This is a genomic window from Spiroplasma sp. DGKH1 (assembly GCF_040940205.1).
Taxonomy (GTDB): Bacteria; Bacillota_I; Bacilli_A; order Mycoplasmatales; family Mycoplasmataceae; genus Spiroplasma.
In genome coordinates, this window is record NZ_JASTWG010000008.1 from 1 (window position 1) to 22,780 (window position 22,780).

Below are 22,780 nucleotides of genomic sequence, written 5' to 3' on the forward strand. Positions count from 1 at the left end.
AGGAATGAGTCCTGTTGAATACAGAAAATCATTCCTATAACTTATTTTTAATATGTCTACTTTTCTTGACATATTCACAAAACTATTTTTTTGCTTAGGTGTTATATACACTCAATTTTTAATTTTATATTTTTATTTTCCTAAAAAAAAAAAAAAAGCAATTAATAAATTTAAACAAAATAAATATAAAAAATTTTATTTTTATGGAAATTATCTATTTATACTATTTAAAAAAGCATCATTATCTGAACAAAAAATAATTTGTTAAACATAAAATTATAAATTAAATTTAATTTTTATATGATAAATAATATAATAAAGATAACGGCTCATTATTTATCCAATAACTAATAAAAAAACTAATAATATTAATAATTCTTTTTAAAAATCTCTTATAAAATTTAAGGACCTATTAATTTTAATAATTAAAAATATTCTATATAAATTCATACTATTAAAAGATAATCAAGACATTAAAATATAATAATAAAATATTAGCTACTAATAATTTTAATAATGTTGTATTTATTATATTTTCTTAATTCCTACATAATAAAAGTAATTATATAAAGGAGAAAAGAATATTATGAAAAATTTATTAGGCATACTTAGAAACAATAGTTATTGGAATAACACCAATCATAACATCAACTAATATTATTAATAATGCTACAAATCTAAATTTAAAAAATAATACAAAAAATGATTTTGATTTTAATTGACACAAAACAATATCAGAAAATAAATTAAAAGAAAATTTAATTGAATCTATCACATTAATAAACAGAAGAATAAAAATTAATTTGGAACTCCTTAATAAAAAAATATGAGATAAAAATATTTATAATATTATATCTAGTTCACAATACATTAGTAGTTTGGAATTACAACTAAAACTTAACTTAATTTCATTTGATATAAATAATAAAGTTAGCTTTAATCAAAAACTCCAAATTTCATATAGTGGAGTATGGACAGAGTCAAAATGGTATTGATTTGGATATTGGAAATTGCATATTGGACACGTTGAATGTGAAATATGATATGAACTACTTAAACTAGGTTCTGCCGGAATTGCAGCAATAAAAGAAGCAATGACTGCTGCAGGCTTTGGGTGGTTATCCGCAGTTTTAGCGGGACTTCTAGCTGCCTATTCTTTCATTTTAAACTTTAGATCAAGGTAATGGCATTTGAATAGACTTTTGAACTACTACTCCTGCCTTTGGTTGAGGAGTTGACTAATCAAAAGAAAAAGGAGAATAAAATAAGGAGAAAAAATATAACCCCATTGATCATTATTGTTCATAATATTGTCTATATTATTGGATCATTATTTCTAATTGGAGTAGGAATCAGTTTAGTACATTATTATTCTCTCTGATACATTTTCATTATTTGCTTTGGAATTGTTGCCACCATTTTAACTACAATTTGATTAATTACAGTGTTATACCATTTAAAGTATTTTGCCTTAGATGATGAGATTAAAGAACAAAAAATTAAAAAAATTCAAAGGATAGAAAAATGGACCCTTAATTTTATTGCGTGATAATACTTAAATTAGTGATAAAACACTTAGTTTCTTAAGTCTTTTTTAATGACTAATTACAAAAAAATAATTATTTTTTTTTCATAATTTTATTATTTTTTCATTGTTTTTTTTATTTTATGTTATAATTTTTTAGATACTAGCAAAACAACTTTTTCTTTCTTATCAGACAATTTTAATAACAATAATTATTAACAAATTAATATTAGCTAACTTATAAAGTTAGGTAGTTTTTAGATAATGAGGTGGAAATATATATGGAGAATGTTAAGAATAAAGTCGTAAATGAAAATAAACAGCAAGTCATTACAAGCAAAAATAAGCAAAATGAAGCTAGTGGCAATTTAAATCATGAAAAAAATAAAATTCCAACGAAAGTTTTTGCGTTGGGTGGTTTAGAAGAAGTTGGTAAAAATACATATTGTATCGAATATGATGAAGAATTAATTATGATTGATGCGGGAGTAAAATTTCCGAGTTCAACAATGTTGGGAGTTGATGCTGTCATTCCCGACTATACTTATTTAAAAGAAAATCAAAAAAAATTAAAGGCCCTTTTTATTACCCATGGCCATGAAGATCACATTGGCGGAATTCCTTATTTATTAAGAGAAGTTAGTGTGCCAATTATTTATGCACCACGGTTAGCAGCTGCTTTAATTCGGGACCGTTTAAAAGAACATAAGTTAGAAGCAACTACAATTGTCAAAGAAATTGATAATATGAGTGTTATTAAAACAAAAAACTTTAAAGTTAATTACTTTGCAGTAAACCACAGTATTCCTGATGCATTTGGAGTAGCAGTGCAAACACCAAACGGAAAAATTGTCTCAACAGGAGACTATAAATTTGACTGAACACCATTAGGTCATAAAACAGATATTGAACGAATGGTAATGATGGGTCAAGAAGGTGTGACCTTATTAATGGCTGATAGTACCAATGCGGAAGTTGAAGGATACACCCCTACAGAAGCTAAAATTATTAAAAATATTGCGGAAATCTTTGTGAAATCAAAAGGTCGGATTTTAATTTCAACCTTTGCTTCAAATGTTCACCGAATTCAGCATATTGTTGAAATCGCTAATAAATGTAACCGGAAAATTTTAGTATTTGGTCGTAGTTTGGATCGGATTATTAAAATTATTCGACAAATGGGACATTTAAAAATTTCTGATAAAGCGTTTATTAAAGCTAGTGATGCTAAAAATTATAAAGATCATGAAATTTTAATTATTTGTACTGGTAGTCAGGGTGAACCAATGGCGGCGTTGTCGCGAATTGCTAATAATCAACACCCTCACATTTCAATTATTCCTGGTGATACTGTTATTTTTTCTTCATCACCAATTCCGGGGAACCGCGCTGATGTTGAAAGAGTAATTAATAAACTAGCACGGAACGGGGCAATTATTTTAGAAAATAGTCCAGTTAACCAATTACATGCCTCAGGGCATGCTTCCCAAGAAGAACAAAAACTATTATTTACGTTATTAAAACCAAAATTCTTTATGCCAATGCATGGTGATTATCGTATGTTAAAACAACATGGCGAAACTGCCGTTAGTGTTAATGTTGAAAAAGAAAATGTCTTTTTATGTGCAAATGGTGATCAAATTAATATTTTAAATGGCAGTGCTTGAATTGGTAAACGAGTAGATGCTGATGCAATCTATGTTGATGGTAAAGACTTATCGGGACAAACAACAGCCGTGGTTCGGGACCGGGAAGTACTATCAAAAGATGGGTTAATTGCGGTGGTAATTTCAATTGATTCCCAAACTAATAAATTATTAGCTCCTCCGCGAATTATTTCACGGGGTAGTTTCTATGTTAAAGATTCGGGAAATATTATTAATGAATCAATCCGTATTACCCAAGAAGCTGTTAATGATGTTTTACAAAACCAAAAACCAACCTTTGGAGCGTTAAAAAATGCAATAAAACAGTCATTATCCCCTTTTATTTACCGTTATAAAAAACGAAATCCGTTAATTATTCCGGTTATCTTAAATAAAAAATAAATGTTAACTTAACATTTATTTTTTTTATTTCGCTGCTTGTTATTGATGATATTGTAAAACATCTGCCGCAATCTGACCATAATAATTTGGGATTTCGCGAATTTTAACAAATCCTTGTTGATAGTATAATTTTAGAGCATTTTGGTTATCAACACGAACTTCTAAGAATATATTATGGTATTGAAAATTATTAATTATATAGTTTAACATTTTACTCCCATAGCCCTGGTGGTGGTATTTTTTAGCCACGGTTAATTTAATAATTTCTAAATCATCCCCACTTTTTAATAAAATAAAATATCCTAAAATAATATTATCGCCCCTGGTTATTTTATAAAAATAATACTGGGGATTATTAATCATTTGAATTAAATTACGATATTTATAATAATGCTGGGGATAATTCTCTTTTTCAAGTTGAAATAAATATAAGGCATCAATATTATTAACGGGTTTAATAATTAGCATTTTAACCGACTGCTTTCTTTAAATATAATGGTTTAATTTCATTTATATCTTTAATTAATTCAAACTTATTTTTTAAGTTAAAATAATTATTTAAATAATCAAACTGGGGATCATCTAACTGATTTTTGATAATTGGAAACTCGGGATATTGTTTAGCAATTTCTAAAATAGTTGGTTCATCAAGAACTTGGCTAGGAATAACCTCATTACCCTTGCTGACAACAGCAAAATAAAACTTGCCCCCTTTGGCATCAAGGAGTGAAACCGCATCAATTCGCCCAACTTGGTAAAGCAGGCTTGTAATTAAGTAAACTTTAACAAGTGGGTTAATTGTTTTAATTGTTTTAGCAATAGTAACTCCTACCCGCACCCCAGTATAACTGCCGGGACCCTTGGTTAAATAAAAATTATTGACATTTTTTAGTTTGTAATGGTGTTTAGCTAATAAAGCATTAATCGCTGGGATTGTTTGTTCGGTATGTTTACGCTCTCCAATAATATGGAGATGGTCAATTAGTTGATCATCTTGTTCAAGAATTAAAGTAAGATATTTACTAGCAGTATCAATAAATAAATTTAACATTGTTATAAAAATTCCTTTCTAATTGCTTGTAATAATGCTTGGTCATTAGTTTCAATAGTAAAAAGACGTGTTTCTTGATCACGAAAAGTAATCGTCAGGCGAATTAGTTCATACTTGGTATCCAAATATTTTTTAATAATATCTGGTCATTCAATAATATTTAAACTATCGACAAACTCATCTAAATATTGGTCTCACTCTTCGGTAGAATCTAGCCCCAATAAGCGATAACTATCCATATGGTTAATTTTTAACCCTCCACGACCAAGATACTGGTTTAAAATCACAAAAGTTGGTGAAGTAACTGGTTCTTGAACATCTAAATATTTCAAAAGGTGTTTGGTAAAAGTAGTTTTCCCCGCGGCTAGTTCACCGGTTAATAAAAGACACTGGTTGGCCTTTACATATTGACTAAAAATTTTTGCTAAGTGCTCTGTTCCATTAAGATTTTGTATTACGACTTCCATTCTTTCCCCTTCTTTTAAATTATTATATCTTGAAAATGCATTAATCATACAATATTCTTAAAATTTATGTAATAATTAATAAGGAATGTATCGGATTAGAAAGGACTTATATTAATGAAAGATATTTTAATTATTGGCGCTGGGCCTGTTGGTTTATACGGGTGAAGTTGTGCTGGAATGTTGGGCTTAAATGGTTATATTATTGAAGGAAACATGTATGTTGGTGGGCAACCTATTGAGTTATACAATGAAAAAGAAATCTATGATATTCCTGGCTTTTTAAATATTAGAGCTAGTAATTTTGTTGATTTATTACATCAACAGGCCCTTAAAAATGGGAACAACATTGAATTAATGTTAGAAACTAACATTAAAAAATTAACTCCTATCCCCGACGGCTTTCACGTTGAGTTAACCAATAACCAAATAATTAATGTTAAAACCATTTTAATTACCACGGGAAATGGTGTTTTTAATCCTATTCACTTAGAACAATTAGATCCAAATCTTATTTATCAAAACCTCAGTTACCGGATGGAAAATGTTAATAACTACCAAAATAAAAAAGTTGTTATTCTGGGCGGGGGGGATAGTGCTTTAGACTGAGCAAACCACCTAGTTGAACATAATATTACAACAGATGTGACAATTGTTCATCGTCGAGACCTTTACCGAGCCAAAGAAGCAAGCGTCCAAAAATTAAAAGCAAATCATATTCAAGAACTCAAACCATATGTTATTAAAGATATTATGGTGGAAAATAACACCGTCAAAGAATTAATTCTTACTAATACGAATGATCAAAGTGAACACTATGTTAGTGCTGATTTATTTCTAGTTCAGTATGGTTCAAAAATGGGTCCAAGTATCATTTCCAGTTTTGACTTAGAATTTGATAAACTGCGTAAAATTAAAATCCAAGCTAATGGAAAAACAAGTAACCCCCGAATTTTTGCAGCCGGGAACATTGCTAGTTATGAGGGTAAATACTATAATATGATGACTGGCTTTGGCGAATGTATTAATAGTTTAGTTAATATTACAAAAGTATTATATGGGGAAAAATATCACCCAGGATACTTAGGACAACATAAAAAATAATAAGAGCTTGCTCTTATTATTTTTTTAACCCCGTAGTTTATATATTTCTTGTTGGGGTTCCAAGTCTTGGGCTCGGTCAAGTTTTTTCCGGGAAGCATCTAGTTTTTCTTCTCGTTCCCAAATTTTTTCATAAGGGTTCTCGGGTTCTTGCAGTTGAATTAATTCATCAACATATTTTTCTTTCCGACGAGTTCGTAATTTAGTTTGCCGTTTTGTTCAAATTCGATAAACAATTGGTAAACGTAAGAAAATCCCCCGGACCGATGTTGGTGCTCATAATAACGAGTTAATACATATTAAGACAATTGAACTTCCTAATATTCCAAAGAAAATTGTCAGTAATTTACCCCAACCCCACACCACACTAATTTGGGCAGGAATATTATTTCAATCCCGAAAATCAAAGATATTAATTGGGTTATATTCTTTGGTCATATATAAATAGTTAACTAAAATAGCAACGATGATGGGGATAATTAAAATCATCCAATTGCGAAAGACCCCTTTAAAACTACTATTATAAGTTAAGAAGATTCAGTTATAGAACCAGAGGTATCCAAACCGCGCAAATGAAATTACACAGGTAATTACCAAAATTGAGTATAATGCTAAGACATAGTTATTAGCCACAAAGCGGAAAATTACCGCAAAAAAGACTGATAAAATAACATTGATAATACCAAAATAAAAGATTGGTTTGGCTGTTTGTTTATAATTAGCTTTAGCATACACTAAAACATTGGCTGGTTCTGAAATTACAATAAAAACTGATGATAAGGCAACTAATAACGAAAAGGTTGGTTTATAAAAGATTTCCCGAAAAACTTGGTATTCTTGGTTTGTTCATTCTTTTAATCCGGAAATAATTTGGGGCGCGTATAAAGCATTAACAAAATATGGGGATAAAATAAACTGGTTAACAAACAAGAACCCGCCAATCATAAAAGCATATGTTTCAAATTTAACATAACTACTCCAGTTAATTCGCCCATTTTTTGCTGTTCACGAAGCAAAAAATTCTTTAAAGGAATTAATTAAAATTAGCATAATACTACGAACACCCACTGCAATTGTCATATATAGCGATAAGGTCGACGAAATGTTTAATCCTAATAATAACGCCACAATAATCACATCAGCATTTAAAAATAATGTTTCGCCAATATTTTTTAACGCGACAATATTACTTGCTTTTACTAGTTGCATATTATCTTTTTGTTTGTAAATTCGGATCCAGGGGTAATGCAATTTAACAAAGAGGATAATCAGACTGGACTTCATCCCCGAATATCCTAAGAAAATTAAGAACGCAAAAACTGGATCCACGGTAATTGAAATTAAATAGAAAATAATAGCATAGACAATTAAATCACAAATCATTAGGATTAACCGGCGCATATGATTATTTTGATCAGCTTGCATTAAATTTTCATAACAACCCGTTCAAAATAAGGCTAATAAGTTTTTTGAGCCAATTGTTAACATAATAATTAACATTTTTCAATAAGGATAACTATCTTTGGTTCCATTATTTCAAGCAACGCCAAAGTCTTTTTCAACAATAAAAGTATAGCCACTATAGACAAGGGCAATAATTGCTAATAATACTAATCCAACAATTCCCCCAATTTTATATTGGTGTTTAGCCGTATTAATAATTTCATTAGCTTTGCGCCAGTCCTTTTGCATTAACGGCTTCATCAGGAAAATCACGGTTAAGACCCCGATTCCCCCTTCGACACCACCTAAAAATGAGACAATGGCAATACTATTCTTAATAAACCCGTTAAACTGGGTTCCATAACTCTGAATTAATAAATACATTAAGGTAAACTGAAAAGCTGTCCCAATTAAAGAAGTAAAAGCACCAATAAAAATACTAATGATTCCTCTTCTGGTTGACATCAATTTCACCGACCTTTCTTATGTTTTATTTTATAATATTTTCCGGGATTTTAAAAACCTTTTCGTTTAAATATGCCAGATGACCAGTTAAATTTGCAAAAACTAACTGGTAAGCATATAAATAGATCATATAATCGGAGGTAATTTTTTTGGCCCCATATTTAACATCATTAACAATAGGATGATGAAGATAACTTAAGGTTGCTCGAATTTGGTGTTTGCGTCCTGTTAGTAAAGTGGCAGTTAGCCATGTTGTGTTAGCAATTATTTTCAGAGTTTTAAACTGGGTTGCACAAGCTTTACTGGTGTTATTCACGAGATGGGGTGTAAAAACCATCTTTTTTAAGTTTTCATTCTTAGTTAAATAACCTTCAACAACTAAATTATCAACTTGATAATTACCTTCACACTTTGCTAAATAAGTTTTATGGACCACATTTTTATTATTTATGTTGGCTAGAAGCACATCCAGAGTTATCTTATTTTTCGCATAAATTACTAACCCCCGGGTAAACTTATCTAAGCGGTGCAGATGCGAAATTACAAATGATTGTTCATGATCATGGTGATACTGATTAGTATTAATTAAATAATTGCGGACCATGCCATCTAAACTTTCGTGAAGATTAGAATGCATTTCAACCCCGTGGGGTTTATCAACAATTAAAATATTATCATCTTCATACACAATTGCTAACTCGCGCGCCGGTAGTTGACTTGGTTGGGCACTATTACGGTTCGTCACAACTAATGCTTTATCAAAAATTAAAATAACATCATTTTCTTGTAACGAATAACTGCGATCTTTAACTACCTTATTATTAACTTTAATTTTTTTATTCCGAAATAATTTATAAATAACTGATAAACTAGTTGTTTTAAACATTTTTTTAATAAAATTAAAGATTGTTTGGTGCGCATCATTTTTATTAACAGTTAATTTAATAATATTATCATTCATAATTAACTAGCAAGGGTGGGAACCGTTAAAATTAGGATAAAGGTAACCGTGTTTAATAAACTATGGGTCATAATTGTATAAGTTACATTTCCCCGGGCAATAATAAATAATGATGCTAACGCAATTGAAGCTCCTAAATAGCCAACAAAGTGTTCCCAGTCCCCAGTTTGAGAAACATGCATTCCCGCAAAATAAATAATTGAGGCAAAATAACTCACCCATTTATTTCCTGTTAAACTAAAGATTCCGTGTCGACAAGCTAATTCTTCAATAATTGGGGCGGTAAAAATAGTATAAACTGCTAAAATAACAACATTTCACCATTTATTTAACCCCGCCAGTAAATTAGCTTGGTTAACAGAAGTTCCGGGGGTAATTTGGGCTTGGGCTAAACCAAAAATATAATTAAACCCAAAGGTTACAATTAAAGCAATAATAACGGTCGGTATTAATAATTTATAGTTCTGTTTAAATGTTAATTTAATTTTCACAAAAATATAAGGGGAAGTTTTCGCTAAGATCACAATACAAATGACATCCGCAATTCATGAGACTACTAAATTAGCAGTCGTATCGGTTTGTACTTTTAAAATCCCCAGAATAACCCCCGCAATTAAACTAATAATATTGGGAATAAAATAAAAGTAATAAAAAGCAATGGCTCCTGTTCGTAATAATTTATCTTGTACCCGCGATAGGACAAAATAACAGCCAACCCCCACGACGATTCAGTTAACAATGTTCATTACTAATACGGCGTTAGGATTTTTGGCAAATAAATAAGTGATTAAAATACTAATAAAAAATGGGGCTAAAATCGCTGTTCCGACAAAGATATAACCAGTATTATTTAAATTAACTAGTTTAAAATCAAACGGATCAACGCGATCAAGCATTGTTTTTTTTAACTGAATTTTTTCATCTCAGCTTTGTTTAGGATTTGTCCAATCATTATTGTTATTAGTATTAACAGTATCCATATGCTTCTCCTTACTTTTCTAAATGTCCTAATAATTATATAATATAACTATTATTTTTTAAAAGTTAGTTTTTATTTTAAAAATCATTTTATTGTTTAAAATTTATCGCTAATTTTTCTTAACTTATTTTTGTTCTTAGGTTAAAATTATAATAATTAAAAACAATGAAAAAAAAAGATCTAGAAATGAGAATTAACGATGAAAAAAATCTTGAAAGTTAAAATTTATTTAACCGCCAATTATCTTAGTTCAGTTAACCAAACCATTAAAACCTTATTAGCCCAGGAAAATATTATTGATTTAGAAAATAATAATATTAATGATAATGGGGAAATTTTAAAAACAAAAACCGCCGCTTTAAAAACAAAGATGATTATTATAGTAATTAAAGTTCCAGCGTTTCTGAATAACAAGTTGGAATTAATTGTTGATCCGGTGGATTGATATATTAATGGTTTTATTACCACAACTGATGTTAAAAGATATTACTACTTTAGTGATGCTCGCATTACTAGTTTACCACCTAGTTTCAGAGCAGTTGCTACTAACTTAGGATATGCTTCTAACTATAATTATTTGGTTGGAAGTGATAATTTTGAAATATCTAATTATACTATTAGTGATGCCATTGCTAAACTACAAAAAGTTACCTTAAATACAATGTTTGAACAAGAAGTTAAAAAATCGCTAGCGATTGCCGCCTTAATATCAAGTGAAAGTTTACGATTCTTCTCAGTACGAAATGCAATTAATCGAATTTTAAATGCTGAAGAAACTAAACACTGGGCTACGGATTTCAAACAAATTGTTACTAATTGAGATACATATAGCAAACAATATTGAAATAGTGAAGATGATAAGAATGCCAAAGCGAATATTACCATCTTATTACGAAGAGATTTAATCCATCTGGATAATGAAAAAAACTAACTATGAATAGTTAGTTTTTTTGTTATTTCTCAATTAATGAAGGTTGCGTCATTTCGGATGGAATTTCTTCTCCTAGTAAGTCTAAAATAGTTGGGGCAATATCAGCAATTGCCGCATCTTTTTGGCGTAATTTTAACCCTGCTTTAGTAATAATAATGGGAACGGGTTGTGAAGTATGTTTTTTGTTTGGTCCGTTAGTTTCATCAATCATAATTTCAGCATTCCCATGGTCAGCAGTAATAATCATAATTCCATTAACTTTTTGCATCGCATCATAGATTTTACCTAAGCATTCATCAACTGCTTTCACAGCTTTAATCGCAGCTGGTAACACTCCAGTGTGGCCAACCATATCGGGGTTAGCAAAGTTTAAGATAATAACATCAAATTCATTACGGTTAATTTCGGCAATTAATTTATCAGTAATTTCATACGCCGACATTTCTGGTTTTAAATCATAAGTTGCTACTTTTGGTGATGGAATTAAATCAGCACTAGCTCCTGGTAACGTAATTTCTTCTTGGGTTGCTAAACCATTTTTAAAATAGTCTTTTCCCCCGTCAAAGAAGAATGTCACATGGGCAATCTTTTCGGTTTCGGCAATTCTTAATTGGCGATAACCTTTTTTACTTAATCATTCTCCTAACCCATTTACAACTTCAATTGGACGAAATGCAATGTGCGGTGAGGCCACTGTTGCTGAATATTCCATCATTGAAACAAAATAAATATCAGTTAATTTAGGATTAAAGAATTCACTAGCATGGTCAACTGGGAAATTAGGGTTTGTCAATGCTGAAGCAATTGCAATTGCGCGGTCGGGACGGAAGTTGGCAAATAGTACCCCATCCCCAGCTTTAAGATAACCATTAGGAGTATTAACATTATAAGCTGGGGTTAAAAATTCATCACTGCGTCCAGCTTGGTATTCCTGGTCAATAAATTGGTAAGGATCAGAAAATTCGGTCCCTTTGCGTGATACTAAAACATCATAAGCAACTTGGACACGATCATATTTTTTATCACGATCCATTCCATAGTAGCGACCACCAATTGTGGCAATTTCCCCAACTTTTAATTCTTTTTGAATGGCAAAAAATTGGTCAAGATAAAGTTTAATACATTCTGGTTTCGTATCACGACCATCGCCAAACAAGTGGAAGTAGATTTTAGTTAAACCTTCTTTGACTGCTAAGCGATAAGCAGCAAACATGTGGTTAATATGCGAGTGAACTCCCCCATCTGAGAATAATCCCATAATATGGAAGGCTCCGTTATTTTTTTTCGCATAATTAATGGCAGCTAAGATTTCTGGATTTTGATTAAATGTTCCGTTTTCAATGGCTTTATTAATTAAAGTTAATGATTCATATTTAATTCTCCCGGCACCAAGGTGAATATGACCAACTTCGGAGTTACCCATTTGTCCTTTTGGTAAACCAACTCATTCTCCGGATGCATGGGCTTCAACCCACGGATATTTTTGTTTTCAAGCTTCAACATTAGTCATATGTGCTTGGGTGACAGCGTTACCTTTACTATCTTTAGCAATTCCTCACCCATCCAAAATTGCTAATAAAATCGGTTGTTTAACTTTCATTATTTTTTCTCCTTTATTTATATAATTACTACTTCACCATTATATAATGTATTTTATGAATTTAGAACATATTTATTAATCATTTTTGCTACCCCAGCATTGGCGGCAATATCAGTAATATCTTTTGCCACATCTTTTAAGGGTTGTTGGGCATCACCCATCGCAATTCCTAACCCAACATTTTTAATCATCGTATAGTCATTCATACTATCACCAATTGCCATAATTTCACTATTATCAATTCCTAATTTCTTAGCAACTCATTCTAACGCAACATATTTACTAATTCCAGGCGCATTAATTTCCGCAGTTCCTGCAGCATCAATGGCAACTTCAATCCCATGTGATCTTACTTCTTTAACAAACTGATCAGTTTCTTTAACATTCATTGCTAAACATTTATATGATTCGTGGGTTATTTTTGGTAATTCCCAATATTGATAATATTTCCCAGTAAAAAAATTACATTCTAAATTATGAGTTCCAAGGGCATCAAAATTAACAATTACTTCATCTAAATTATCAGTATAACATCATAAATCAACATGATATTTATCAGCTAATTTAAATAATAATTGTAAATGTTCATTATTAATAGTTTGGGTATGCACAATTTTTTGGTTAGCAATATCATAAATACAAGCCCCATTAAAACCAATAAAATACTCATTATATTGGTCCATTTTAACTTTATATGCTTCTGGTAAGGAGATAATAACTGGTCGACCAGTTGCAAAAATTACTTTAACTCCTTTTTCTTGCGCACTAATAATTGGTTGGATATTACCTTCAACAACTCCTTTTTGAAATACACAAGCTGTCCCATCCATATCTAACGCTATTAATTTAATATTTGACATTATTTTTCTCACTTTCTAATTAACTTACTACCTATAAATAATACTATTTAATTAATAATTTGTATTGACCATTATTATCTACAAAATTTAAAATCCCTTTGTCTCTTAATATTTGTAGAGTTTTTCTAATTGATTCTTGAATAGTATGCGAATTGGGAAATATTTCTTTAAGTGTTTCTTCATATTTATAAATTTCTTGTAATGAAAAAATATCTCTTTTTATTTCAAATATTATTTTTAGTATCTCCTTATTTCAACCTCGAAATTGTTTTAAAATATATTCTTTATTATCAACTAATAAAATATTGTCACCTTGATTATCATTAATTACTAAATTATTTTTTAAATTAACATATTTTTTCATATTATTAATATTTTCGTAATCCAAATTTATTAATTTTTTCTCATTGTAGTCTAAATCATTTAATATTTCTTTTATTTTCTTATCATCATCTCATATAAAAGTTCCATATTCAAAATTTTTGTTAAATCCATTAAAAGTAAGATTTGATGAAGTAATAAGAGCAGAAGATTCATCAAATATATAAATTTTAGCGTGTAAATTTTCCAAAGCTAAAATATTAATATTATTTTTAATAAGTAATTCTATAGCTTCTAAATCTGAACTTTTATTAATAAAATTTGGCAAATTTCATGATGTAATTATTTTTAATTGAACATTTTTTTGTTTATTATTTAATATTTCAGAAACAATTTGTTTTTTAACATATGGAGAATAAATTATTATACTTTTTTCACATTTTCTAATATATCCCAAAAATAATTCTAAGGACGGATTTTTTATAAATTTGATCATAAAGTTTGCCTTTCGTGCATAATTATTTTAAAAATATTTATTAAATATTTTTATTCATATATAATAATTCTACTATATGGTAATTAAAAATGAAGAAATAATTTTATTATAAATAAAAATACTTTCTTAATTTAAAATATAAAAATAAAGTCAAACTTTTACATAAAAAGCAAATATTAACTTAAGTATTTTCTAAATTCAACAATTTACTTCTTATATTTTTTTATTTTAGTATTTTTATAAAATTATCGATATTTATAGATTCAATATTTGTTAAATCTATATCATATTCTATATATTTAATTTTATCTTCATCAACATTTACATATGTATTTATATTTTGCGCAGAATAAATGTTTATTTTATAATTTTCAATATTAATTTTAAAATTATTTATTAAATTAGAACTTAAAGAAAGCATTTTAATTTTATTTATTAATTTAAGAACATTATCATTTTCAGTAGTAATTTTATCAATTAATTCTATTATACTAATTCCTGAAATTAAATCTTCTACAAAATTAAAAGTTATTAAAAAAGTATTATTTTTATTATAAGTTAATTGCTTATCATGAATTCTGAAAATATTACCTTTAGTGAGCGTAGCTTTTATTTCTAAATACTTTGATATGTCTGTCACATAAAAATCAAATAGATCATTTTCTTTATTATGAAAATATTTTGAGATATTAATTCCTTTTTCATTTAATAAATATATAAAAAATAATTCACCAAAATATCCTAAGAGTTGGTTTTTATTTATAATATTTCCATACTGAAATCATTTTGTTAAATCTGAAATTATTGAATATAAACTTTTGTGGCTATCATTATAATATGCATATTCTTCAAGAATAATGTTAAATAAATGTTCAGATTCTTCTTCTGACAAATCTGTGTTTAATTTAATTATTTCAAATTTATTTTCAATATATTCTTCATCAGTAAAAAGAATTTTACCACTTATATTGCTTTCATATTTTCAAGAATCATATAACTTTTCAGTTACATCATCAAAATTTGATTTTTTAGCAATAATTTTTATATCTCCAATTGTAAACAAAAATAAATTAAATTCTACATTAACTTTAGTATTCATTTTTCTATTCCTTATCTGTTAACTTTATTGTTTTATATGTTTTTGCATAATCTTTAATTTTTTCAATAATATTTATTGAATTTTCAATAACATATTCTGAAAGTATATTATTATATAGATTATAATTAACAAAATATGCTTCTTCATAATTTTTATATACTTGTTGTGTCATAAAAATTTTCATAAATTTATAAAAATTGTTGTCTTTTCGATATCCAAATCATCTTGCTCTTTGTAAAAGAGTATCAATAGGTTGTTTTTGCTGTCTTGATAAAGTTATTACTTCTACTAATAAATTAGGAAAAGTGTAACCTCTTGATATTAATGTCGAACCTATAATAATTTGCAAATTGCTTTCTTTAATTTTATTTTCATAATTTTGATTCCAAATATCTATATTTTCAAACATGTCTGCTAAATTTTTTTTTGCAATATCATATAGCTCTTGAATATTACAATTTATGACAAGTGTTTTTAAAAAAGCACCATCTTCAATAACTTCATCAATTATTGTTTTAAAAATTTTAATATTCATAATTTTATTAAGATGATTAATCAAATTAGTTACAGAACTTTTTATAGATTCTTGCCCACTATTTTTGCTATCACAATTAATTAACATTTGAAAATTATTAAATTTATATTTAATATATTTTAATATTGATGATACTACCAAAAAATATTTAACTGCAGATTGAATATCCTTTTTTTCTATTATTTTATAACAATAACTATTTTTTTTAAAAAAATCTATTCCTGTATAATTTTCACTTGATTCTAATTTTAATATTTTTCTTGGTCAAAGAAAATTATTATGTTTTGCAATAATATTTGCATACGGAGTGGCAGTTATACCTAAATACTTTCCAGAAGACTTAATTAAAATATTATTAATTAATTCATAAATTTTAGTTCATTTTAAAATATAATTTCTTTTAAAATATTTATGGTTACTTTCATTATTAATATTCGGACTCTTTTTATATTTTCCAACAGTAGCATAATCGCATTCATCATCAATTAATAAAATTTTTTTATTTTTTAATAAATCCTCACTAAATTCTATTTCTCTATAAATCTTTTCTAAATTATCATCTTCTTTTAAAGATAAAATTATAACTCTCTCATTATTTTTCATATGATTAGAAAATTCTATTTCTGAATGAGAAGTCTCTAATTTAAAATATGATTTCCTATTTTCAAAAGTATTATACATTCTTGCTTTAAACTGCTCTAATAAATTATTATTAGTTCCACCTAACAAAATAATAAGATCATAATTTAGATCCATAGCTTGGCAAACCGCACCAATTATATTATTTGTTTTTCCAGATTGTACTTCACCTACAATAATTGCAGACTCGTGTTTATAATCTTTGAGTTCAACGTTTATCCTATTAAGATTATTCTGTAATTGAGAAAAATATTTTCTATCATATTTATTATTATTAATATCTTCAATAATTTTATTATAAAAATTATTTATAAAATAATTATTTAATCCTACATCTAAATTATATATTGTTTTATTATCAATAAAACCTTGAATTTCTTTAATTTTTTTAGTCATCTTCTTCTTCCTCTAAATTATATTTTCGAATAAATATTATGTTTGCCAAACGATCAATCAAAAAACTTTTATTATAGTTATTTACTATATCAATTAAATTATTATATGTATTTGAAAGAGTTTTAAGAGTATTGTTTTCTTTACCCTCAATAAAAATTGAAAAAATTAATAATACAAACGCCAATTTATGGAGAGCAATAATCATTTCATCAATAATATTTTCTTTTGAATCTAAAAGTCTAAATATTCTTTCTCAAATAGTATGCTGAATATTTAATCTAATTATATAATCAATATCAGGCTCTTCTGACGATTCATAAGTAAAAAAATCAATATCTTCATTTGGTTTAGTTATATTAATTAGCATAATAGTCATTTCTTTTACATTGTTAAATTGAACATCATAAATAAAAAATTCTGCATCATTAGTAGTGTTTAAAAATTCGTTATAAATTTTGTCTGTTTTTGGTCTATAAACAAAATTAGTATCATTTGAAAAAACTTTTGCTAAATTTTCTTCTGTATTTTTCCCTAAAGAAATCTTTCATTTTTTATTTTTAGAAATAAAATTGATCCACTCTTTAACATATAATTTTACTGATTCTTTTCATTCAATTAAAAAATTGTTAAAATTTTCTTCAGCCTTTTCAGATATTCAGTCAAAACCCTTCTTATTATCTTCTAAAAAGACCAACTCGTGTTTAACAGCTTCATCAAAATTAAATTCTCCAACAATACGAATATCAATTTGGCCAGAACTACCATACTCGGTTTTTAATGTTGCCACATAATTTTGTGAAGAATGCTTGTCTGCAAAATCATTGGGTCCATATCATAAAGCCCTATTCATTTCAAATATAGAAATTCCTTGCTCTTTAATAAAACTGCTGCTTTCACTATTATTTATTCCTACTCACCCATCAACAAATACTCCCTCACGTAATTTGACTTTTTGATGTCACTTAAGTTCTTCTCCTTTTTTAAAAGAATCCAAAAATTTTGCTTTAATTTCTTCTTGAAATTTAGTACTTATTGTTTTATTAATGGGTATATTCTTAATTGCACTAATAAATTGATTTTCTTTTTCTTCTTTTGGTTTAGTAGCAGTAACAAAATCTTCATAATTTTTATCTCAAAAATATTTTAAATTTTCACATGTTATTGAAAATGATGAAATTAAATCTCATTTTTTCCCATTAGAACTAATAAATATTTTTAATCCCTCTTTAATATAATGCGAATATTTTCAACCTAATGACTTTAAAATTTCTTCATATTTTTTTGAAGTTCAATTATATTTTTTAGTACCATGTATTTTAGAAATAATAATTTCTGTCCCATTTTCTAAAATATCGTTAGTTCTCAATAATTTTATTTGATGATTAGAATTTTGAACAGTATAATCAACTCTTCCTTCATCATTGTTATCAGCCATATCAATGTCAAAAATTCACTCTACTGATTCTTTAGAATCAAATGATTTAGAAAAAAACTCTATTTTATTACCAGCTCAAAATGATGCATTTTTCAAACCAACACCATGATGATTCAAATTAGTATTATTCTTTAAATTTATTTTATCTTCTTTACCATGTTTTATGGCATAAGACATTTCCTCTTTTGTAAGACCATACGCATTATCTATAATATGTAGTTCTCGTTTTTCTCCATGACCAATTATGCATATATTTATTTCTAAGCCCTTTACTTTCATATTAGGATTTTCTTTTTTGTTACCAATTCAACTAGAAATTGAATTATCAATATATTCTCCTAACATAACATAATCTTTAGTATTCTTTTGCCTTGCAGATAATAAATCTATAGTTTTTTTATATTCATATTTATCTTCTATTGTTTTCATTTATATAATCTCCAAACTCTCACTTAGTTTTAGTCAAAATAATAATTCGTATAATTTTGTCTCATTATAAGTTTTAAATTTTGCCTTGAATCTTTTATGTTCTAATTCAATAACACCTGCATCACCGTATTTTTTTAATAAATTTAATATAATATCTTTGTTTAAAATGCCATCAGTATTGTAACTAATAAATATATATTTAAAATTTGCATTTTTAATAATAGTTTCTAAAGAATTCAATACCTCATGTTTTTTATTAAATGTAGACTTAAAAACATCCTTTCTAATTCCAGTAATTGAATTCTCATTTATCTGAGGAAAATCATATTTTACTAAAGTTTCATATAAGTGATAATTTGTTGAGTATTGCCTTGAATTATAAGGAGGATCTAAATATAAAATATCACCTTTAATTTTTTTAATTAACTTTAATGAATCCTCATTATAAATTACATTTTTTGCCAACTTATTTTTAGAATTGACTCCATCAATTAATTTTATATTAATTCTTTTTTTAGCACTTTCTTTAAAAGATTTCAAAAAAGCTTCATGTACAGCAACAACATTGCTAACTTTATTCATGGCTTGTAATAAACAATTTAATAAATAAAACTTCTCAATTTCATTAATTATAGAATTTAAATAAAATTTTTCAATCAAAAACCTTGCTCCATCAATAATTTTTGCATTCTCTTCTGTAAAATAAAGCCTTTTAGATAAACTAGCATCTGAATAATTTTTATAAAAAAAACCTTTTTTTGAAAAATTATTTAATTTTTTTTCAATAAGATTTTGCATTTTTAAAAGATCTACATCCTTTTCAAAATTCATTTTATTTAAAATTACTTTGCTATACTCTTGAACATCATTTGATATAACATTCCATCCTTCCTTATAAAATTTAAATGATACATTCCCCATACCAGCAAATAAATCACAAAATATTTTATTATTTTTACATTTTAATTTTTCATCAATAATTAAATTAATATTATCAAATAAAAAATCTAATAAGCCTAACTTTGAACCAATATAGTTCACTCCCAATCACCTTTACTATTTCTATTTGTTTTATAATATTACCTATTAATTATTTTAACAAATAAAGACATGTTAAATTAATAAAATATCTTATTTATTTTTAAACTTACTTTTAATATTACCTTATTTTAAACATTTTTAATGAATAATGACACTAAAATTAAAAATAATATCCCTAAATAGATAAAATTTATAACATTAGATTAAATTATTTAGGTAATAAAAAAACAATTTAGATTTTAAAATTTATATACTAAGTAATTGTATTGTTCTTAAAACATTTAATAATTCTAGTAAAATTAAATTTTACAGTTATGGTTTAATAATTTATTTTTGTTAATTCATTAACTAAACCTAAATCTCATTGATATTCCCCATTCATAATATTTTTTCCTAACATTAAAAAAATTTACCTATTCAAATATATTATTACATAATTTTTATTAATTTAAAGTAGTTTTCTTAATAAAATGACAAGATATTACATTAAATAACAGTTATTATCTACAATAAGTTTTTATGCCGTAAAAGCTATACTCCTCATATTATTTTAAACTTCACATATTTTATTACTAACAAAGATTCCGGTTTAAAGTTCCTTGCTAATCATTGTAACAACGAGAGTTTTCCTAACGGGGATTTATCTAGTTGCCTACCATTATATTGCTCGCCAATCTTTTATCTTGGTACTAAATGATTAATGGAAAATTAAGAGCCTATTATTCAGAGAAATTAAAAGGATTCTTTATTTTAAAATTAAATAAAGAATTCTTATTTTTATAATCTTTTTAAATTAATGAAATAGGATTATTTAGATGAGAACTAATTTAAATATCATTTCTAAAAAACCTTAAATCTATTTTTAGTTCATAATTTATAATACACTAATAAGTTACTACTTTTGTTATTTTTTTAACTAACAAAATATTTAAACCAAAAATACTGATAATTTTTAATTAACGAGCAAATTCTTTTGCGATTTTTTTTCGGCAAGTGATAGACTAAGTAGTTCATCAACATTAAAACTGTCTTGATCGTTTGAACTTGTTTGTTCTGACTCTATACAAGCAGGTTCAAGGCTAAAATATTTTTCGAAATAAGCATTCATATCATTTGTAGAATTAATAATGTCCACTATTTTTGGATCTTTTTCTTCTAAATAAGGATCTAATTTTTCAGTAATTATATTATATGCTTTTTCAAGAATATTATTTTTTTCAAAATTTAAATCAAGTAATTTTTTCAACATTTTAATTTCACTAATATCTATAATCTGAGGGTTTCCATCAACATTGTATTGTGGTTTAATAAATTTGTTTTCAACGATTTCAATATTTCATAAATAAAAATAAGTCTCAAATTTAGTCGACATTTGTTTAGTAAGCGCATCAAGGTGTCCCTTATCTTTGGAAGTACCACTTCAAATTAATGATTGGTTACTATATTCTTCCAAAAGAATGGCTGGTCTTCCGTCCTTATCAATGCACTGCCCATTAATATCTTTCCGATTTTCTCTCCTTACAGCTACAATTTTAAAATAATTCGGAAGTGGTAAATTATCTTGTTTATAAGAAGCTTCTTCTGGTACTAGCTTTTTAAAAGATACTTTAACCCCATTTTCTAAAAATTCATCATCAGGCTGCATTAATTCATCTATATAGTCTTAATTAACAAAATTAAAAGTATTATTTTATTTTAAAATTAAAATAAAATAATACTTATTGTTTTATAATCTTCTTAAATTAATCTTTAAATGCTAAGACATATCCAATACAACTTGGAACAAAAATAATTCCTGAAAATAGCATTGGTAAGATCATTACTGAACGTAATGTTGTTCCTGAAACACTTAAGTCTGGGTTTTTTGTTCATGATACATAATAAGCTGATAGACCCATTACTACTGCACCAATTGCTAATGCTCCTAAGGCATTAATTCCAACTCACATATTTCCTTTTAAGAAAATTAAATTAGTAATTAACATTAAGATTCCACAACCAGCAGCAATCCCCATTAGAACAGCAACTCCGGTGTAGGCATCTGTTACATTATCAAAGTTATAGTTTCCAATTGGTGGAACAATATCATTTTTAATATATAACTGAGCAAATAAAATTATTGAAATAATTCCAGCTGCTAAAATAATCGAACTAAAAATTAATTGAATTAGTTTTTTCATATCTTTTTTTCTCAACTTTCTAATTATGAATAAATGACCTATAGTTCAATATATGAACTATCTTAATTATAAGTTAGTTATTTTAAAGTTGCAAATTAATCTCTTTTAATTAGATTAGCTAAAAAACCAAATAGTATCAATATTTATTTATAATTATCAAAAATTATTTTATTACAATTTTCAAAAAAGTTTATAGGGGCTTTTATTCATCAAAAAAAAGGATTTCTTTATTTAAACAATAAATAAAGAAATACTCATTCTTAATATTCTTATTAATAATCTTCTTTAAAAGCTAAGACATATCCAATACAACAAGGAACAAAAACAAGACCTGTAAATAGCATTGGTAAAATCATTACTGAACGTAATGTTGTTCCTGAAACACTTAAGTCTGGGTTTTTTGTTCATGATACATAATAAGCTGATAATCCCATGATTACTGCACCAATTACTAAAGCACCAATTGAGTTAATTCCAACTCACATATTTCCTTTAATAAAAACTAAATTGGTGATTAGCATTAAAAGACCACAACCGGTAACTATTCCCATCAGCACGGCGACTCCAGTATAAGCATCGGTAACATTATTAAAATTATAATTTCCAGTTGGAGGTACAATATCATTTTTAATATACAATTGAGCAAATAAAATTATTGAAATAATTCCAGCTGCTAAAATAATCGAACTAAAAATTAATTGAATTAGTTTTTTCATATCTTTTTTTCTCAACTTTCTAATATTAATAAATGACCTATAGTTCATTCTATGAACTACCTACA

Annotated in this window: 19 protein-coding genes; 3 read left to right on the plus strand and 16 right to left on the minus strand. The window is 26.8% G+C overall.

Annotation, left to right across the window (positions count from 1 at the left end):
* Positions 1–1,806: 1,806 nt before the first annotated feature.
* A complete protein-coding gene (locus QPK10_RS06060) occupies positions 1,807–3,573 on the plus strand; it encodes a ribonuclease J (RefSeq protein ID WP_368487109.1) in 1,767 nt (588 codons plus the stop codon).
* A gap of 39 nt (positions 3,574–3,612) precedes the next feature.
* Here the strand turns inward: QPK10_RS06060 and QPK10_RS06065 are convergent, their stop codons facing one another.
* From QPK10_RS06065 to tsaE, 3 genes are read right to left on the minus strand one after another with little or no spacing between them, the layout of a single operon-like run.
* Positions 3,613–4,041 (minus strand): GNAT family N-acetyltransferase, encoded by a 429-nt coding sequence (locus tag QPK10_RS06065; protein WP_368487110.1) that lies wholly within the window; start codon positions 4,039–4,041, stop codon positions 3,613–3,615.
* 1 nt (position 4,042) lies between these two features.
* Positions 4,043–4,624 (minus strand): tRNA (adenosine(37)-N6)-threonylcarbamoyltransferase complex dimerization subunit type 1 TsaB, encoded by a 582-nt coding sequence (gene tsaB, locus QPK10_RS06070; protein WP_368487111.1) that lies wholly within the window; start codon positions 4,622–4,624, stop codon positions 4,043–4,045.
* A 2-nt stretch (positions 4,625–4,626) separates the two neighbouring features.
* Complete coding sequence (tsaE, locus tag QPK10_RS06075) at positions 4,627–5,091, minus strand: tRNA (adenosine(37)-N6)-threonylcarbamoyltransferase complex ATPase subunit type 1 TsaE (protein WP_368487112.1); 465 nt, start codon at positions 5,089–5,091, stop codon at positions 4,627–4,629.
* Positions 5,092–5,205: 114 nt separating this feature from the next.
* Between tsaE and QPK10_RS06080 the strand changes: the two genes are divergently transcribed.
* Positions 5,206–6,192, plus strand: coding sequence for an NAD(P)/FAD-dependent oxidoreductase (locus QPK10_RS06080; RefSeq protein ID WP_368487113.1), 987 nt, complete (start codon positions 5,206–5,208; stop codon positions 6,190–6,192).
* Between the two features lie 24 nt (positions 6,193–6,216).
* Here QPK10_RS06080 and QPK10_RS06085 read toward each other — a convergent pair whose 3' ends face one another.
* From QPK10_RS06085 to QPK10_RS06095, 3 genes are read right to left on the minus strand one after another with little or no spacing between them, the layout of a single operon-like run.
* Positions 6,217–8,097: a transporter gene (locus QPK10_RS06085; protein WP_368487114.1), complete on the minus strand. Its 1,881-nt coding sequence runs from the start codon at positions 8,095–8,097 to the stop codon at positions 6,217–6,219.
* A 25-nt stretch (positions 8,098–8,122) separates the two neighbouring features.
* Positions 8,123–9,058 (minus strand): pseudouridine synthase, encoded by a 936-nt coding sequence (locus tag QPK10_RS06090; protein WP_368487115.1) that lies wholly within the window; start codon positions 9,056–9,058, stop codon positions 8,123–8,125.
* 2 nt (positions 9,059–9,060) lie between these two features.
* Positions 9,061–10,038 carry a lysostaphin resistance A-like protein gene (locus QPK10_RS06095; protein WP_368487116.1) on the minus strand — a complete coding sequence of 326 codons (978 nt, stop codon included), beginning with the start codon at positions 10,036–10,038 and terminating at the stop codon, positions 9,061–9,063.
* A gap of 198 nt (positions 10,039–10,236) precedes the next feature.
* Between QPK10_RS06095 and QPK10_RS06100 the strand changes: the two genes are divergently transcribed.
* Positions 10,237–10,968: a ribosome-inactivating family protein gene (locus tag QPK10_RS06100; RefSeq protein ID WP_368487117.1), complete on the plus strand. Its 732-nt coding sequence runs from the start codon at positions 10,237–10,239 to the stop codon at positions 10,966–10,968.
* A 22-nt stretch (positions 10,969–10,990) separates the two neighbouring features.
* Here the strand turns inward: QPK10_RS06100 and gpmI are convergent, their stop codons facing one another.
* The 10 genes from gpmI to QPK10_RS06150 all read right to left on the minus strand — a co-directional run bounded on the left by gpmI (position 10,991) and on the right by QPK10_RS06150 (position 22,715).
* Positions 10,991–12,568 carry a 2,3-bisphosphoglycerate-independent phosphoglycerate mutase gene (gene gpmI / locus QPK10_RS06105; protein WP_368487118.1) on the minus strand — a complete coding sequence of 526 codons (1,578 nt, stop codon included), beginning with the start codon at positions 12,566–12,568 and terminating at the stop codon, positions 10,991–10,993.
* A 53-nt stretch (positions 12,569–12,621) separates the two neighbouring features.
* Positions 12,622–13,428, minus strand: a complete 807-nt coding sequence (locus QPK10_RS06110; protein ID WP_368487119.1) for a Cof-type HAD-IIB family hydrolase — start codon at positions 13,426–13,428, stop codon at positions 12,622–12,624.
* Positions 13,429–13,471: 43 nt separating this feature from the next.
* Positions 13,472–14,245, minus strand: coding sequence for a phospholipase D-like domain-containing protein (locus QPK10_RS06115; RefSeq protein ID WP_368487120.1), 774 nt, complete (start codon positions 14,243–14,245; stop codon positions 13,472–13,474).
* 223 nt (positions 14,246–14,468) lie between these two features.
* Positions 14,469–15,344 (minus strand): hypothetical protein, encoded by an 876-nt coding sequence (locus tag QPK10_RS06120; protein WP_368487121.1) that lies wholly within the window; start codon positions 15,342–15,344, stop codon positions 14,469–14,471.
* A 4-nt stretch (positions 15,345–15,348) separates the two neighbouring features.
* Entirely contained in the window at positions 15,349–16,914 is a 1,566-nt protein-coding gene (locus tag QPK10_RS06125) for a Z1 domain-containing protein (RefSeq protein WP_368487122.1), read from the minus strand.
* Positions 16,907–18,778 (minus strand): ATP-binding protein, encoded by a 1,872-nt coding sequence (locus QPK10_RS06130; RefSeq protein WP_368487123.1) that lies wholly within the window; start codon positions 18,776–18,778, stop codon positions 16,907–16,909. Before QPK10_RS06130 ends, QPK10_RS06125 begins: the two co-directional genes overlap by 8 nt.
* On the minus strand, positions 18,779–19,819 hold the full coding sequence (locus tag QPK10_RS06135; RefSeq protein WP_368487124.1) for a DNA adenine methylase: 1,041 nt from the start codon (positions 19,817–19,819) through the stop codon (positions 18,779–18,781).
* A 952-nt stretch (positions 19,820–20,771) separates the two neighbouring features.
* On the minus strand, positions 20,772–21,464 hold the full coding sequence (locus QPK10_RS06140) for a hypothetical protein (protein ID WP_368487125.1): 693 nt from the start codon (positions 21,462–21,464) through the stop codon (positions 20,772–20,774).
* A 97-nt stretch (positions 21,465–21,561) separates the two neighbouring features.
* Entirely contained in the window at positions 21,562–21,999 is a 438-nt protein-coding gene (locus QPK10_RS06145) for a hypothetical protein (RefSeq protein ID WP_368487126.1), read from the minus strand.
* Positions 22,000–22,271: 272 nt separating this feature from the next.
* Positions 22,272–22,715, minus strand: a complete 444-nt coding sequence (locus QPK10_RS06150; RefSeq protein WP_368487127.1) for a hypothetical protein — start codon at positions 22,713–22,715, stop codon at positions 22,272–22,274.
* Between the last annotated feature and the right edge of the window lie 65 nt (positions 22,716–22,780).